The organism is Pseudomonas sp. ERMR1:02 (assembly GCF_002277815.1).
GTDB lineage: Bacteria > Pseudomonadota > Gammaproteobacteria > Pseudomonadales > Pseudomonadaceae > Aquipseudomonas.
Window position 1 is genome coordinate 215262 of the sequence record NZ_NKJI01000007.1, and the last position, 14988, is coordinate 230249.

12 protein-coding genes and 1 pseudogene are annotated in these 14988 nt (G+C 61.0%); 9 read left to right on the top strand and 4 right to left on the bottom strand.

Annotated elements, in window-relative coordinates:
* Positions 1-20: 20 nt before the first annotated feature.
* The 3 genes from CES87_RS15675 to rfbD all read right to left on the bottom strand — a co-directional run bounded on the left by CES87_RS15675 (position 21) and on the right by rfbD (position 2849).
* Positions 21-188: a DUF2897 family protein gene (locus CES87_RS15675; protein WP_080758146.1), complete on the bottom strand. Its 168-nt coding sequence runs from the start codon at positions 186-188 to the stop codon at positions 21-23.
* A gap of 234 nt (positions 189-422) precedes the next feature.
* Positions 423-1787, bottom strand: a complete 1365-nt coding sequence (gene eat, locus CES87_RS15680; protein ID WP_128606823.1) for an ethanolamine permease — start codon at positions 1785-1787, stop codon at positions 423-425.
* Between the two features lie 192 nt (positions 1788-1979).
* A complete protein-coding gene (gene rfbD, locus CES87_RS15685; protein WP_128606824.1) occupies positions 1980-2849 on the bottom strand; it encodes a dTDP-4-dehydrorhamnose reductase in 870 nt (289 codons plus the stop codon).
* Positions 2850-3272: 423 nt separating this feature from the next.
* Between rfbD and kdpF the strand changes: the two genes are divergently transcribed.
* From kdpF to CES87_RS15715, 6 genes and pseudogenes are all read left to right on the top strand, one after another.
* Entirely contained in the window at positions 3273-3362 is a 90-nt protein-coding gene (gene kdpF, locus CES87_RS15690; RefSeq protein ID WP_007899818.1) for a K(+)-transporting ATPase subunit F, read from the top strand.
* Between the two features lie 8 nt (positions 3363-3370).
* A complete protein-coding gene (gene kdpA / locus CES87_RS15695; protein WP_128606825.1) occupies positions 3371-5065 on the top strand; it encodes a potassium-transporting ATPase subunit KdpA in 1695 nt (564 codons plus the stop codon).
* 10 nt (positions 5066-5075) lie between these two features.
* A complete protein-coding gene (gene kdpB, locus CES87_RS15700; protein ID WP_128606826.1) occupies positions 5076-7133 on the top strand; it encodes a potassium-transporting ATPase subunit KdpB in 2058 nt (685 codons plus the stop codon).
* Positions 7134-7305: 172 nt separating this feature from the next.
* The gene (gene kdpC, locus CES87_RS15705) at positions 7306-7851 is read left to right on the top strand and encodes a potassium-transporting ATPase subunit KdpC (RefSeq protein WP_128606827.1); all 546 of its coding nucleotides are present in this window, start codon (positions 7306-7308) and stop codon (positions 7849-7851) included.
* A 131-nt stretch (positions 7852-7982) separates the two neighbouring features.
* Positions 7983-10627 (top strand): annotated as a pseudogene (locus CES87_RS15710) (DUF4118 domain-containing protein).
* A 68-nt stretch (positions 10628-10695) separates the two neighbouring features.
* Positions 10696-11394, top strand: coding sequence for a response regulator (locus CES87_RS15715; protein ID WP_128606828.1), 699 nt, complete (start codon positions 10696-10698; stop codon positions 11392-11394).
* Between the two features lie 123 nt (positions 11395-11517).
* Here the strand turns inward: CES87_RS15715 and CES87_RS15720 are convergent, their stop codons facing one another.
* A complete protein-coding gene (locus tag CES87_RS15720; protein ID WP_128606829.1) occupies positions 11518-12558 on the bottom strand; it encodes a patatin-like phospholipase family protein in 1041 nt (346 codons plus the stop codon).
* A 220-nt stretch (positions 12559-12778) separates the two neighbouring features.
* Between CES87_RS15720 and CES87_RS15725 the strand changes: the two genes are divergently transcribed.
* From CES87_RS15725 to CES87_RS15735, 3 genes are all read left to right on the top strand, one after another.
* Positions 12779-13057, top strand: a complete 279-nt coding sequence (locus CES87_RS15725) for a hypothetical protein (protein ID WP_128606830.1) — start codon at positions 12779-12781, stop codon at positions 13055-13057.
* Positions 13058-13185: 128 nt separating this feature from the next.
* Complete coding sequence (locus CES87_RS15730; RefSeq protein ID WP_128606831.1) at positions 13186-13944, top strand: CHAD domain-containing protein; 759 nt, start codon at positions 13186-13188, stop codon at positions 13942-13944.
* A gap of 243 nt (positions 13945-14187) precedes the next feature.
* Positions 14188-14985, top strand: a complete 798-nt coding sequence (locus tag CES87_RS15735; RefSeq protein ID WP_128606832.1) for an acyl-CoA thioesterase II — start codon at positions 14188-14190, stop codon at positions 14983-14985.
* Positions 14986-14988: the final 3 nt, after the last annotated feature.

The following is a 14988-nucleotide window of genomic DNA, read 5'->3' on the forward strand; positions in this document are numbered from 1 at the left end:
CAGAGGCGGTTCGGTGTTTTTCAGCGGTCCTGCGCATCCTTTGCATCCGCTTCCGCGTTGCGCTCAGCCACGCGTCTGCGCTGTTCTTCGGTCAGATCGACCTTGGTGGCGGTGTCACGCAACATCATCAAACCACCGACGATCGAGCCGATAGCAACGATCAGAATCAACCAGGCATACCAGGGCATAGAGTTCTCCTTGAAGGCAGGCCGTTTGGCGGGTTTCGCCAACCGATCGTGCATACCACTTTGAGCGTTTTATTTTCGCAGTGGTTCCATTGTATGCCTGTTATGTCAGGTTCAGCGTACAACCCTGTAGGAGCGAGCGTGCTCGCGATGGTCGTCAACGATAATGCTGGTTGGCAGGTATCCCGCGACGGTCTCAGGTTTTTCGCGAGCAGGCTCGCTCCTACATTGATTGTTTTACAGCCCGGTCAACATCACATCCGCCGGTGCATCTGCTCGCAGTTGTGCGGTGAGGACGAAGTACACAAAACCCGCCGCCATGAAACCGAGGAAGATCAGCCCGATCAACGTGTTGAACCAGGCCATAGCCACCAGACACACCACCGCCAGCACCAGTGCAATGAAAGGCACCAGCGGGTAGCAGGGCGCGCGGAAGGTGCGCTCCAGGTTCGGTTCGGTCTTACGCAGTTTGAACAGGCTGAGCATGCTCATGATGTACATCACGATCGCGCCGAACACCGCCATGGTGATCATCGCTGCCGTCAACGTCATACCGCCGAGATTGATCAGGCCATCGCTGTAGATCGCCGCAATGCCGATCACGCCGCCGGCGAGGATCGCCCGATGCGGCGTTTGAAAGCGTGACAACCTGGCCAGGGATGTCGGCAAGTACCCGGCGCGGGCGAGGGCGAAGAACTGCCGCGAATAGCCGAGAATGATCCCGTGGAAGCTGGCGACCAGCCCGAACAGGCCAATCCACACCAACATGTGCAACCAACCTGAGCTTTCGCCGACTACGGTTTTCATCGCCTGCGGCAGCGGGTCATTGATGTTCGACAGGGTGCGCCAGTCGCCGACGCCACCTGCAAGGAACATCACGCCCATCGCCAGCAATACCAGGGTCAGGATGCCGCTGATGTAGGCCTTGGGAATCGTGCGTTTCGGGTCCTTGGCCTCTTCGGCGGCCATGGCCGCACCTTCGATGGCGAGGAAGAACCAGATTGCGAACGGAATCGCCGCGAACATCCCGGCAATCGCCGGTTCGCCGAACACATCGGAACCGGCCCAGCCATTGAGGGCGAAGTTGCTGAAGCTGAAGGCCGGGGCGACCACGCCCATGAACACCAGCAGCTCAGCCACCGCCAGGACGCAGACCACCAGCTCGAAAGTCGCCGCCAACTTCACCCCGAGGATGTTCAGTCCCATGAATACGATATAGGCGCCGACCGCGGCATGTTTAGGGTCGAGTGCAGGGAACTGCACGTTGAGGTAAGCGCCAATCGCCAGCGCAATGGCTGGCGGCGCGAAGACGAATTCGATCAGCGTCGCCAGCCCGGCGATCAATCCGCCTTTCTCGCCAAAGGCGCGACGACTGTAGGCAAAGGGGCCACCGGCATGGGGAATCGCGGTGGTCAGCTCGGTGAAACTGAAGATGAAACAGGTGTACATGGTGGCGACCATGAACGAGGTCACCAAAAAACCCAGTGTCCCGGCCACGCCCCAGCCATAACTCCAGCCGAAATACTCCCCGGAAATCACCAGCCCAACCGCAATGCCCCATAGGTGCAGCGTGCCCAGTGTGGGCTTGAGTTGTGTGTTCATGTATTTGCTCCCTGAACGGTTTGGACAGCTCGGGGGAGGGCGGTGCAGTGGGCGTGCCATTTTGTCATGGTGCGTCGTAAAGTGATGAAAGCTGTCGTATCGGGGATGATCGGTGCGCGATAGCTTCATATTTGTGCGCCAGTTGCGGGCGAAGCTGCCTTTTTTGCCGTCTTCGAGGGCAAGTTTTTTTCTTCAGGCTTGCCCGGCAAGACACTCGCGCAGCGCGGTTTGCCAGTCAGGTTGCCCGACGCCCCATTCCCGTTTCAGGCGGCTGCAATCCAGGCATGAGTTGAGTGGTCGGGCGGCCGGGGTCGGATACTCGCTTGAAGGAATGGGTAGCAACTTTGCGCAAGGCTTGCCCTGTTGTCGCAGTGCTTCGCAAATCGCCTGGGCGAAGCCAAACCAGGAGGTTTCACCCTTGGCGGTCAAATGATACGTACCCCAGGTAGCGGGCCCACCCGCCTGCCAGCGTTCGATCAGGGCCAGGGTGCTATTGGCGATGGTGCCTGCCCAGGTAGGCGCCCCAATCTGGTCGGTGACAATACGTAGCTCGGGTTTCTCTTGCAGCAGGCGTTGCATCGTCAGCAGAAAATTGCGGCCATGGGTCGAATAAACCCAGCTAGTGCGCAGAATAAGATATTTGCCTTGCACAGCCGTAATGGCCCGCTCACCCGCCAGCTTGCTCTTGCCATAGACGCCGAGCGGGTTTGGTGTGTCTTCTTCGGTGTAAGGTCCGACCTTCCTGCCGTCGAATACATAATCGGTGGAGTAGTGAATCAGCGGAATGCCGAGTGCGAAGGCTTCTTCGGCAAATATGCCGGGAGCCAGCGCGTTGATGGCAAAGGCTGTTTGTGGCTCGCGTTCAGCCAGGTCGACCGCAGTATGGGCCGCGGCATTGATGATCAGGTCGGGACGAAGGTTTCGTACCTGTTGGCGAATCTGCTCGGGCTGCGTCAGATCAAGCTGATCGCGTCCCGGCACGATCAACTCGCCGACCCCTTCCAGTCGACTCTGTAACTCGCGTGAAACCTGACCCCGCTGGCCGCTGATGAGAATTCTCATGGAATCAAGTCAGCCTCACCGATGTGTGTCCGCCGATTTTGTAGGTCTCGCCGTGTTCCTGCGCTACGAATCAGGGCAGAGCCAATGAACCCGGCACCGCCGGTGATGAGGATACGCATGATGGCCAGTCTTTTTCAGTCAATCGTTAACGCGAATGGACATAGCTTGTCGGCATGAATGGGGTGGTGCAATGGATTATTGATCTGCTTTTAGTTTTGTGGGTAACACCCTGAGGGATTTGAAGGCATTGGTGCCCATTCTGCCGCCTTCGCGGGCAAGTCCAGCCACCGCTGTAACAAAGCCATAAACCCATTCTTTACGCTTTCTTTATGCCCCGCCACACCCCTCGATCTCGCTCCTTTACACCCTCCCTCCCGACAATACCTCCACACACGGCAATACGCCGTAACACGGAGAACTTCCATGAGCGTTCTGGACGGGGTGTCACTGCTTTTGGCAGTGGGGCTGTTCATTTATCTGTTGGTTGCGCTGTTGCGCGCGGACCGGAACTAGGAGCGGCTATGCACAGTTATGACTATTGGCTGATCCTCGCGTTTTTCGCGGTGGTATTGGTCCCGGCGCCGTTTCTCGGGCGCTTCTACTACAAGGTAATGGAAGGCCAGCGCACGTGGCTGACGCCGATCCTCGGCCCGGTCGAGCGTGGCTGTTACCGGTTGGCCGGGGTTGATCCGCAGGCCGAACAGAGCTGGCAGAAGTACACCCTGGCCTTGCTCGCGTTCAACCTCGCGGGTTTCCTGCTGCTGTTCGCGATTCTGCTGTTCCAGGACCATCTGCCGCTGAACCCGCAAAACCTGCCTGGCCAGGAGTGGACACTGGCGTTCAACACCGCCATCAGTTTCATGACCAACACCAACTGGCAGGCCTACAGCGGCGAAGCGTCCCTGAGCTACCTGAGCCAGATGGTCGGCCTCACCGTGCAGAACTTCGTCAGCGCCGCCACCGGCCTCGCCGTACTGGTTGCTCTTTGCCGCGGTATCGGTCGCAAATCCACCCAGTCCCTGGGTAACTTCTGGGTCGACATGACCCGCGCTACCCTCTACGGCCTGCTGCCGGTGTGCCTGTTGCTGGCGCTGTACCTGGTGTGGCAAGGCGTGCCGCAAACCTTCGCGCACTACGTGAATGCGGTGACGATGCAGGGCGTCGATCAGGTGATCCCGCTCGGGCCTGCCGCCAGCCAGATTGCGATCAAGCAACTGGGCACCAACGGTGGTGGCTTCTTCGGCGTCAACTCGGCGCATCCGTTCGAGAACCCGACGGCCTGGGCCAACCTGTTCGAACTGGCGTCGATCATTCTGATTCCCGTCGCGCTGGTATTCACCTTCGGTCACTACGTGAAGGACCTGCGTCAGAGCCGGGCGATCGTCGCCTGCATGTTTGCGCTGTTCCTGATCGGCGGCGCCACCTCGTTGTGGGCCGAGTATCAACCGAATCCCACCTTGAACAACGTTGCCGTCGAACAGACCGCGCCGCTGGAAGGCAAGGAAGCACGTTTTGGCACCACCGCCACGGTACTGTGGTCGGTCACCACCACGGCCGCATCGAACGGTTCAGTCAACGCCATGCACGACAGCCTCAACCCGCTGACCGGCATGGTCGCGCTGGTCAACATGATGGTCGGCGAGGTGATCTTCGGCGGTGTCGGTGCCGGCCTCTACGGCATGTTGCTCAACGTGTTGATCGCGGTGTTCCTTGCCGGCCTGATGATTGGCCGTACCCCGGAATACCTCGGTAAAAAACTGCAAGCCAAGGAAGTGCAATTGCTGGTGGTGACATTACTGGTGATGCCGGTGGGTACCCTGGTGCTCGGCGCAATCGCAGCCAGCCTGCCAGGCCCGATGGCTGCTGTGAGCAACCCCGGCCCCCACGGTTTCAGCCAGTTGCTCTACGCCTACACCTCGGCCAGTGCCAACAACGGTTCCGCGTTCGGTGGTTTCAGCGCCAACACGCCGTTCCACAATCTGATGCTGAGCCTGAGCATGTTGATCGGTCGTTTCGGTTACATCCTCCCGGTTCTGGCTTTGGCTGGCAGCCTGGCGATGAAGAAAACCGCACCGATCGGCCAGAACAGCTTCCCGACCCATGGCCCGCTGTTCGTGACGCTGCTGACCGTGACCATTTTGCTGGTGGGTGGTTTGACCTTCTTGCCGACGCTGGCGTTGGGTCCGATTGCTGAACATCTGAGCATGGGCTTCTAAGGAGCTAATGATGAATATGCCCGTAACTAAAGCGCCCGTCGTCAAGGCGCCGGAACAACCCAAAACCGCGATCTCGGCCCTCTGGCGACCGGCGTTGCTGCAAGCCTTCGTCAAGCTCGACCCACGGCAATTACAGCGTGCGCCGGTGATGCTGGTGGTCGAACTGACGGCGATACTGACCACCGTACTGTGCTTCATTCCCGACACTGCAGTGCCGACATTCGTTGCCGCGCAAATCGCGGTCTGGCTATGGTTCACCGTGCTGTTCGCCAACTTCGCCGAGGCCCTGGCCGAAGGTCGCGGCAAGGCCCGCGCCGACAGTCTCAAGGCCGGGAGCGAAGGCTTGAGCGCCCGCCGCAAAACCAGCAACGGCACCTTTCAAGTGGTGCCGGCCACCAGCCTGCGCAAGGGCGATGTGGTCCGCGTCGAAGCGGGGGAGATGATCCCCGGTGACGGCGAAGTGATCGAAGGCATCGCCGCGGTCAACGAAGCGGCGATCACCGGTGAATCGGCGCCGGTGATCCGTGAATCCGGCGGCGACCGCTCGGCCGTCACCGGCAACACCCGGTTGGTATCCGACTGGCTGCTGGTGAAGATCACCGCCAACCCCGGTGAATCGACACTGGACCGTATGATCGCCCTGGTCGAAGGCGCCAAACGCCAGAAGACCCCGAACGAAGTGGCGCTCGACATCCTGCTGATTGGCCTGACGCTGATCTTCCTGCTGGTGGTGGTCACGCTGCAACCGTTCGCGCATTTTGCCAATGGCAGCCTGCCGCTGGTGTTCCTGGTGGCGTTATTGGTCACTCTGATTCCGACCACCATCGGCGGCCTGTTGTCCGCCATCGGTATCGCCGGGATGGACCGCCTGGTACGCCTGAACGTGATCGCCAAATCCGGTCGCGCCGTGGAAGCGGCGGGGGACGTGCACGTTCTGCTGCTGGACAAGACCGGCACCATCACCTTCGGTAACCGTCGTTGCACCGCTGTTGTTCCTGCACCGGGCGTGACTGCCAGGGAACTGGCCGAGGGCGCTTTGTTTGCCTCGCTGGCCGATGACACGGCGGAAGGTAAATCCATTGTCGAGTATCTGCGTGGTACCCAACCGCAGCCTGAGCCGGCCGCTGAGTTGCTGACTGCTGTGCCATTCAGCGCCGAAACCCGGTTGTCGGGTGTCGACTATCAGGGTCGCGTGTATCGCAAGGGCGCAGTGGATTCGCTGCTGGCTTTCGTCGGCCTCAAACGCGCCGATCTGGCCGCGTCGCTATCCCGGGAGATCGACAAGATTGCCCAGAGTGGCGGTACGCCGTTGCTGGTGTGCGCCGACGGTAAATTGCTTGGCGCGATCCACCTCAAGGACGTGGTCAAACCCGGCATCCGCGAACGTTTCGCCGAACTGCGCAAACTGGGGATCCGCACGGTCATGGTGACCGGCGACAACCCGCTGACCGCTGCGGCGATTGCGGCCGAAGCGGGTGTGGATGACGTACTGGCCGAAGCCACACCGGAGAAAAAACTGGCGCGCATTCGTCACGAGCAGAACGACGGTCGCCTGGTCGCCATGTGCGGAGACGGCGCCAATGACGCCCCGGCCCTGGCCCAGGCTGACGTCGGCATGGCGATGAACGACGGCACCCAGGCCGCGCGCGAGGCAGCCAACATGGTCGATCTCGACAGCGACCCGACCAAGCTGCTGGACGTGGTGCAGATCGGCAAGGAATTGCTGGTGACCCGCGGCGCGTTGACCACGTTCTCCATCGCCAACGACGTGGCCAAGTACTTCGCGATCCTGCCGGCCCTGTTTGCCGCGATCTACCCGCAACTTGGTGTGCTGAACATCATGCATCTGAGCAGCCCGCAGAGTGCGATTCTCTCGGCGATCGTGTTCAACGCCTTGATCATCGTCGTACTGATTCCATTGGCATTGCGCGGTGTGCGGGTGCAGGCGGCGAGCGCGGCGGCATTGCTGCGACGCAATCTGCTGATCTATGGACTGGGCGGGATTCTGGTGCCGTTCGTGGGCATCAAGCTTATCGACATGCTGTTGACGGCGTTGCATCTGGTTTGATTGTGGCGAGCGCTACGCGCTCGATCGCCAGCAAGCCGGCTCCTACAGGTTTCGAGGTGTTCGCAAATCCCGCGAACGACACCGCCCCGTAGGAGCAAGCTTGCTCGCGATGAATACGCCACGGTCCCGTTGGATGAACGTTGATCTGTTACCCGAATTCGAGGATTTTGAAATGTCCACAATGATACGTCCGGCCCTGAGCTTGCTGGTCCTGATGACCCTGATCACCGGCGTCGCCTATCCCTTGGTGGTCACGGGTGTGGCCCAGGTTGCATTCCCGGATCAGGCCAATGGCAGCCTGGTCCGCGATGCCGACGGCAAGGTCCGCGGCTCGTCGCTGATTGCCCAGGATTTCGTCGGTGACGCCTGGTTCCACCCACGGCCATCGGCCGGTGCATTTGCCACCGTGTCGAGCGGCGCCAGCAACCTGTCGCCAAGCAACCCGGCCCTGGCCACTCGCGTGATCGACGACGCCAACAAACTGCTGGTGCCAGGGCAAGGGCCGGTGCCGCTGGCAATGATCACTACCTCCGGCAGCGGCCTCGATCCACACTTGCCACCGGCCGCAATTGCCTATCAACTGGCGCGTGTCGCCGCGGCGCGCAACCTGCCGGTGGCGACTCTGCAAAACCTGCTGGACGCGCACATCGAGCAGCCGCTCGTGGGGCCGCCGGTGGTGAATGTGTTGGCGCTGAACATGGCGCTTGAAAAGTTGTAAAACAGTGGCGCGGCCATTCGCGAGCAAGCCCGCTCCCACATTTGGAATGCATTCTCCTGTGGGAGCGGGCTTGCTCGCGAAGGCGACAGAACAGTCACTACATGAAGACCTGAATAAAGAGATCCCCAAACATGAGCGACTCCGGCCGCGCCGACGCGCTGTTAGCAGACCTGCCCCGCGATGGCCGTGGCCGGCTCAAAATTTTCCTTGGCGCGGCGCCCGGAGTCGGCAAGACCTACGCCATGCTGCAAGCCGCCCACACCCAGTTACGCCAAGGCGTGAAGCTCATCGCGGGAGTCGTCGAAACTCACGGCCGCGCAGAAACCGAATCGCTGCTCGGCGGCTTGCCGCAGCAACCACTGCTGCGCTCGGAATACCGTGGCGTGATGCTCGAAGAAATGGACCTCGACGGCTTGCTGGCCGCCAAACCGAAACTGGTGCTGGTGGACGAACTGGCCCACACCAATGCGCCTGGCAGCCGCCACACCAAACGCTGGCAAGACATTCAGGAACTGCTCGCCGCCGGCATCGACGTGTTCACCACCGTCAACGTCCAGCATCTGGAAAGTCTCAACGACCAGGTGCGCGGCATCACTGGCGTACAGGTCCGCGAAACACTGCCGGACTGGGTGCTGCAGGAAGCCTACGAACTGCTGCTGATCGACTTGCCACCGCGCGAGTTGCTCGAGCGTTTGCGCGAAGGCAAGGTCTACGTGCCGGAGCAGGCGCGGGCAGCGATCGACGCGTTCTTCACCCAGACCAACCTCACCGCGCTGCGGGAGTTGGCGATGCAAACCGCGGCGGCCCAGGTCGATAACGATCTGGCCCAGGGTTATCGTCAGCTCGGTCAGGCTGCCCCAGCAGTGCGCGGTCGCTTGTTGGTCGGTGTCGATGGCGATGCCCAGGCCGAACGGCTGGTGCGCCACGCCAGCCGCGTCGCCCAGCGTCGGCACTTGCCGTGGAGCCTGGTGCATGTGGACAACGGCAGCGTGCGTGATGAGCAATCGCGCCTGCGCTTGCAAAGTGCCCAGCAATTGGCCGAACGCCTTGGCGGCGAAGTGGTGTTACTGCGGGCCGGCGAAGTGGCGAAAACCCTGATCCAGCACGCCGCCGAACGCCGTGCCACTTTGATTCTGGTCGGCCAGTCCCGGCCGCGTTTGCGCCGACGCCTGTTCGGCGGCGGTATGGCGGCGCGATTGCTACGCACTGCCAGCGGGCTGGAAATCAACGTCATCGACAGTGAGCATGAACAGCATCAGCCGCGTCAGCACTCGATGCAGTCGCTGGTGTGGTTCGACTATGCCTCGCCGTGGTCGCGACGGTTCTGGCCAGTGCCCTGGCCTGGGCAGTGGCGAGTGTCTTGCCGCTGCCGAATATCTCACTGGTGTTCCTCGCTGCCGTGTTGCTGGTGGCGGTGCGCAGCAGCCTCGGCCCGGCGCTGGCCTGTGCCGCGCTGTCGTTCCTGACTTACGACTTTTTGTTCATTCCACCGAATTTTTCCTTCCGCATCCAGCGCGAAGAAGACGTGCTGACCTTGCTGTTTTTCCTGCTGATGGCGGCCCTTACCGGTAACCTCGCGGCGCGGCAACGGCGGCAATTGCAGGCTTTGCGCGACACCCAGGAAGAGACCAGCGAACTGCTCGACCTGTCGCGCAAACTCACCGCCGCCACCGACCGTCAGGCCGTGGTCAGTGCGGCGGCCCAGCACCTCACTGGCTGGAGCGACCTGCAACTGTGCCTGCTCAATCGCGACGCTCAGAGCGGCTGGAAAGTCGAAACCGGTGGCCCGCTGGAGTTTACCGAAGCCGAGCGCGCCGCCGCCGATTGGGCCTGGCAACACGATCAACCGGCGGGCGCGGGCACCGGCACCTTGCCGTTCGGGCGTTGGTGGTGGTGGCCGTTGTCGGTAGAGGACGGTCCACTGGCGTTGCTCGGGGTGTGTGCAAAAGAAGGCCAGACCTTGAGCGGCCAGCGTCGGCGTTTATTGACGGCATTGAGTCAACCACTGGCTCAGGCGTTGGCCCGTGCGCAACTGGCCGATGACCTGGAGGCGGCGCGGCTGCATGGCGAAACCGAGCAACTGCGCAGCGCCTTGCTGGCTTCGGTCTCCCACGATTTGCGCACGCCGCTGACCTGCATGCGCGGCAGCATCGACAGTCTGTTGTCTCTCGGCGAAGCGATCCCGCTGGAGGATCGCCGCGAGCTGCTCGAAGGCACCCGCGATGAAGCTGAACGCCTCGACCGCTACATTCAGAACCTGCTGGACATGACCCGCCTCGGCCACGGCGCCCTGAAACTGGCGCGGGACTGGGTATCGCCGGCGGATATCGTCGGCAGTGCGCTCAATCGCCTGCGCGCGGTGCTGGCGCCATTGCAGGTCAGTACTGAAGTGCCGGCGCAACTGCCGCTGCTATTTGTCCACGCCGCGCTGATCGAGCAAGCGCTGATCAATGTGCTGGAAAACGCCGCGCGTTTCTCGCCGTCCCACGGACGTTTGCAATTGAGTGCCGGCGCTGATGACACTGAGCTGTTTTTCTCGGTGAGCGACGAAGGGCCGGGAATTCCGGAAGCGGACCGGGCGAAGATTTTCGACATGTTCTACACCGCCGCCCGCGGCGATCGTGGCGGGCAGGGCACGGGGCTTGGGCTGGCGATCTGTCAGGGCATGGTCGGTGCCCATGGCGGGCGGATCAGCGTCGCAGACGGTATCGAAGGGCGCGGCACTTGCATCACCTTGCACCTGCCCTTGCAAGCTCAGCCGGCCTTTGAAAATTAAGAGCCGAAGGTGAAGCCTGATTCTGCTTACGCTACTCTTTTGCCACTTGACCTTTTTGATGTGAATTCATGAGCCAGACCGCGACTATTTTGGTCATCGACGACGAACCGCAGATCCGCAAATTCCTGCGCATCAGCCTCGTTTCCCAGGGTTACAAAGTGCTGGAGGCAGGGACCGGCAACGAAGGGCTGGCCCAGGCCGCGCTGAACAAGCCGGACCTGTTGGTGCTCGACCTCGGTTTGCCAGACATGGATGGGCAACAGGTGCTGCGTGAGTTTCGCGAGTGGTCAACCGTGCCGGTACTGGTGCTCTCGGTGCGTGCCGGCGAAGGGCAGAAGGTTGAAGCGCTGGACGGTGGCGCCAATGACTACGTGACCAAACCTTTCGGTATTCAGGAGTTCCTGGCGCGGATACGCGCGTTGTTGCGCCAGGCACCGGTGGGCGAAGTACAGCCAGCGGCGCTTACCTTCGGCCCGTTGACGGTAGACCTGGCGTATCGTCGGGTTTTGCTCGACGGCAGTGAAGTCGCGTTGACCCGCAAGGAATACGCGGTGCTGGCGCAACTGGCACGGCATCCGGGACGGGTCATCACCCAGCAGCAATTGCTCAAGGACATTTGGGGGCCGACCCACACCGAAGACAGCCATTACCTGCGGATCGTGGTTGGGCATTTGCGGCAGAAACTGGCGGATGATCCGACCCAACCGAGGTTTATCGTGACCGAGGCAGGAGTGGGGTATCGATTGTTGAGTGAGGGTGGGATTTGAGATTTGTGTTGTCCGAGCGGACGCCTTCGCGGGCAAGCCTCGCTCCTACGGGTCTGGGTTCATCACAATCCCTGTAGGAGCGAGGCTTGCCCGCGAAGAGGCCCTCACATTCAACGGATAACCTCAGGCATCCCGCTCATTCTCATAGCGATCCAGCGTATCGCGCGCAATCTCCCGCCCTAGGGCGATCAATTCCGGCGCCTTGTAGAACTCGAAAAACCGGCATACCCGCTTCGGCACGTTGATCAGGACGTCCGGTGGATACCCGGCAATCTTGTACTGCGCCAACGAGGTCTGCATCACCTCGAAACTCTGGTTAATCAGATCCAGCAAGGACGCCGGCCCGACGTTGTCGATGATGAACGAACCGGTGGCGGACTTCGGCGCGCCGTCGCGTTCGGGTGCAGCTGCCGGTTGTTGGGCGTCGGGTTTGGCGGATTCGACCCAGGGATTGATCTCGGCCGCCTCCGCCAATAGCGCTTCCTTTTCCAAACGGATTAATTTCTCCGCTTGCGTACGCCGGAAAGGCATTTTTGAACCGAGCGAGCTGATCAGGCTGTCGAAACGGGACTTGAATGCGGCAGGACGCTCGATCACCGGCATTTGATAGTGACGCTGGTTGGTGGAATTGAGGTTGACCGCGATGATCAGATCGCAATGGCTCGACACCACAGGCACGATCGGCAAAGGGTTGAGAATGCCGCCGTCCACCAGCATGCGATTGCCTTGCATCACCGGGGTAAACAGGCTGGGAATCGCCGCCGAGGCGCGCATGGCCTGGTGCAGGCAACCTTCCTGGAACCAGATCTCTTGCTGGTTGGTCAGGTCGGTGGCCACGGCTGTGTAGGGAATGCGCAGGTCTTCAATATTGATCTCGCCGACGATCTTGCGGATCTGTCCGAATACCTTTTCCCCGCGAATCGCGCCGAGGCGAAAACTGACATCCACCAGTCGCAGCACGTCGAGGTAATCCAGGCTTTCGATCCAGTCGCGATACTCATCGAGTTTGCCGGCGGCGTAGATCCCGCCGACCACAGCCCCCATGGAGCAACCGGCGATGCAGGCGATGTCATAGCCACGCCGTTCGATCTCCTGGATAACGCCGATATGGGCATAACCCCGGGCTCCACCCGAGCCCAATACCAGTGCGACACGCTTTTTCATGAATCGCCCTCGTTCGAATGGTTCAACAATGCACCCATCGAGGGGCACGCTTCAATCGTTAAGGTCGTTCGGTGGGGTGAGCGCGTCGTTTTTTCGACAGCTCATGGCGGCACTTGATTATTCTCGCCAGCCCTATAGTTTGCGCAGGCGATGGACGGCACTTTTCCCGCGTCAGACCGTCCTACATGCATGACTGTTTCCTATCTTTGAGGTGTAATGAATGAAAGCCTGGATCTGTGTGCCCTTGATTGCCCTGGCACTCGCTGGTTGTGCCGGCAAATCCGCATATCGCGACAGTTGCGGTAGCGGGCTCGACGCAGCATGGCATGAACTGGACCTGGCCAAGGCCGAGGGTTTTGCCGGGACCGTCAGCTATTCCAAGGCCCTGTCATTGTTAACCGCCGCCAAGACCCAGCAGCAGTTCGAAGGTTTTGAAGGCTGTACCCACAAAGCCGAGAAGGCGCGTTTCTATATTCGTGAGTCACGCGCGGGCCGTTAAAAACACTGCTAATCCTGTAGGAGCCGGCTTGCTGGCGATAGGGCCTCAAATATCACCGCGACCTTGAGGTCGCTATCGCTGGCAAGCCAGCTCCTACAGTGTTGGTGTTGTTTACGGAGTAAATCCTCATGATTGATCGGTTGGTGGCCCATGTCCTGGGCCTGGAAGTTCGTCTGCTGGCCTGTCAAGCCCGCTTGAGTGCCCGCACCGACCCTGAAGCCTTGCATGACCTGCGCATCACGGTGCGCCGGTTGCGTAGCCTGCTACGGCCATTGCGCGGCTTGCCCGGCGTCGAACAGCTGGAAGCGGCGGCATCCGGCGTCGGCGCGCTGACCACGCCATTGCGCGATCGCGAGGTGCTGGCGGCGTATTTGCTCCAGCACGATCAACTGCAAGCCGCGCAACGGCGCATGGCACAAATGGCCGAGGCTTATCCGGCAGTGGCGAAAAGCATGGAGCTTGCGCAGTTGCTGATGATCCTCGACGCCTTCCCACGGTTTTTGCGGGCGGCCCAGCGTCAAGAACTACTGAAGGGCTTGGGCAAGTGCATCGAAAAGCGCCTGGCCAAACAGTGGAAGAAACTCGACGAAGCCCTGCACGATCCCGCCCACGACCGTCATCGTCTGCGGCTTTTGATCAAGCGCGTGCGTTATGGCATCGAAGCCTATCCCGAACTGGACCGTTTGCCGAAAGCTGCGATGCCCAGACTGAAGTCGGCTCAGGGCGCACTGGGCGATTGGCACGATTGCTGGCAATGGCTGGTAAGGGCTGAGCAGGAAGCGGATTTGCAGCCCTGTGTCGCAGTCTGGAAAACCACCATGGCCGAGGCCGAACAGCGCGCCGACCGTGTCCTGGACAAACTCGACAAGGCCTGTTTCAAACCCTGAAACCACCGCAGACCTCCTGTAGGAGCCGGCTTGCTGGCGAAGGTGTGTCAGTCGAATTTGTGTCGATTGACACACCGCATTCGCTGCGATGCGGCGACCCGACAAGCCAGCTCCTACAGGGTTTTGTGTAGGGCGTGAGTCTTGCGCGGCTCATCTGTCAGTCAATTTGGCCGGAATACGCGCTGTACAGCCATCGCCGGCTGGTTAAGATCCCTTTATCTTTTTCTTGCACCTGAGGTTTTCATGCGCTTTTGCGATCTGCTCGATGCCGTCCGCCGCCAGCCGCTGGAGCTGTCTATCCCGGCCGGATGGGCGCAAGGGCGCGCCAGCTTCGGTGGCCTGGTGGCTGCCTTGCAGTACGAAGCCATGCGCGCGAAAGTGCCAGCGGATCGTCCGGTGCGCTCGCTGGCGATCACCTTCGTTGGCCCGGTCGAGCCCGAAGTGCCGGTCAGTTTTGAGGTGGATGTGTTGCGCGAAGGCAAGGCTGTCAGCCAGGTGCTGGGCCGGGCCATGCAGAAGGGCCAGGTGGTGACCTTGATCCAGGGCAGCTTCGGTGCCTCGCGGCCTTCGCAAGTGACGGTGACGGCTGAGCCGGCACCGCAGATGAAACATTGGGATGATTGTCAGGAGCTGCCTTTCATTGAAGGTGTTATCCCGGAGTTCATGCGGCACCTGGCGATGCGCTGGAGTGTGGGTGGCTTGCCATTCAGTGGCAGCACCTCGCGGCAGATGGGCGGCTGGGTGCGTTTGCGCGGCGATGTGAAGGAAGAGGCAGTCAGCGAGGCGCACATTCTGGCGCTGGTGGATGCCTGGCCACCGGCCGTGATGCCGTTTCTGAAGAAGCCGGCGATGGGCAGCACACTGACCTGGACCATCGAATTCGTGCAGCCATTGCTGGAACTGAGCACGCTGGACTGGTGTAAATACCTGGTCGAAACCGAACACGCCGCCGACGGTTATGGCCACGCGGCGGCGAAGCTGTGGGACGTGGAAGGCCGGTTAATTGCCATAAGCCGGCAAACGGTGACTGTCTTTGCCTGATCA

What these genes read in the sequence shown, in the direction of transcription:
- kdpC (WP_128606827.1), top strand. Translation starts at nt 7,306, where the DNA reads ATGTCCACAATGATACGTCCGGCCCTGAGCTTGCTGGTCCTGATGACC.
- kdpF (WP_007899818.1), top strand. Translation starts at nt 3,273, where the DNA reads ATGAGCGTTCTGGACGGGGTGTCACTGCTTTTGGCAGTGGGGCTGTTC.
- CES87_RS15720 (WP_128606829.1), bottom strand. Translation starts at nt 12,558, where the DNA reads ATGAAAAAGCGTGTCGCACTGGTATTGGGCTCGGGTGGAGCCCGGGGT.
- rfbD (WP_128606824.1), bottom strand. Translation starts at nt 2,849, where the DNA reads ATGAGAATTCTCATCAGCGGCCAGCGGGGTCAGGTTTCACGCGAGTTA.
- eat (WP_128606823.1), bottom strand. Translation starts at nt 1,787, where the DNA reads ATGAACACACAACTCAAGCCCACACTGGGCACGCTGCACCTATGGGGC.
- CES87_RS15675 (WP_080758146.1), bottom strand. Translation starts at nt 188, where the DNA reads ATGCCCTGGTATGCCTGGTTGATTCTGATCGTTGCTATCGGCTCGATC.
- kdpB (WP_128606826.1), top strand. Translation starts at nt 5,076, where the DNA reads ATGAATATGCCCGTAACTAAAGCGCCCGTCGTCAAGGCGCCGGAACAA.
- kdpA (WP_128606825.1), top strand. Translation starts at nt 3,371, where the DNA reads ATGCACAGTTATGACTATTGGCTGATCCTCGCGTTTTTCGCGGTGGTA.
- CES87_RS15730 (WP_128606831.1), top strand. Translation starts at nt 13,186, where the DNA reads ATGATTGATCGGTTGGTGGCCCATGTCCTGGGCCTGGAAGTTCGTCTG.
- CES87_RS15735 (WP_128606832.1), top strand. Translation starts at nt 14,188, where the DNA reads ATGCGCTTTTGCGATCTGCTCGATGCCGTCCGCCGCCAGCCGCTGGAG.
- CES87_RS15715 (WP_128606828.1), top strand. Translation starts at nt 10,696, where the DNA reads ATGAGCCAGACCGCGACTATTTTGGTCATCGACGACGAACCGCAGATC.
- CES87_RS15725 (WP_128606830.1), top strand. Translation starts at nt 12,779, where the DNA reads ATGAAAGCCTGGATCTGTGTGCCCTTGATTGCCCTGGCACTCGCTGGT.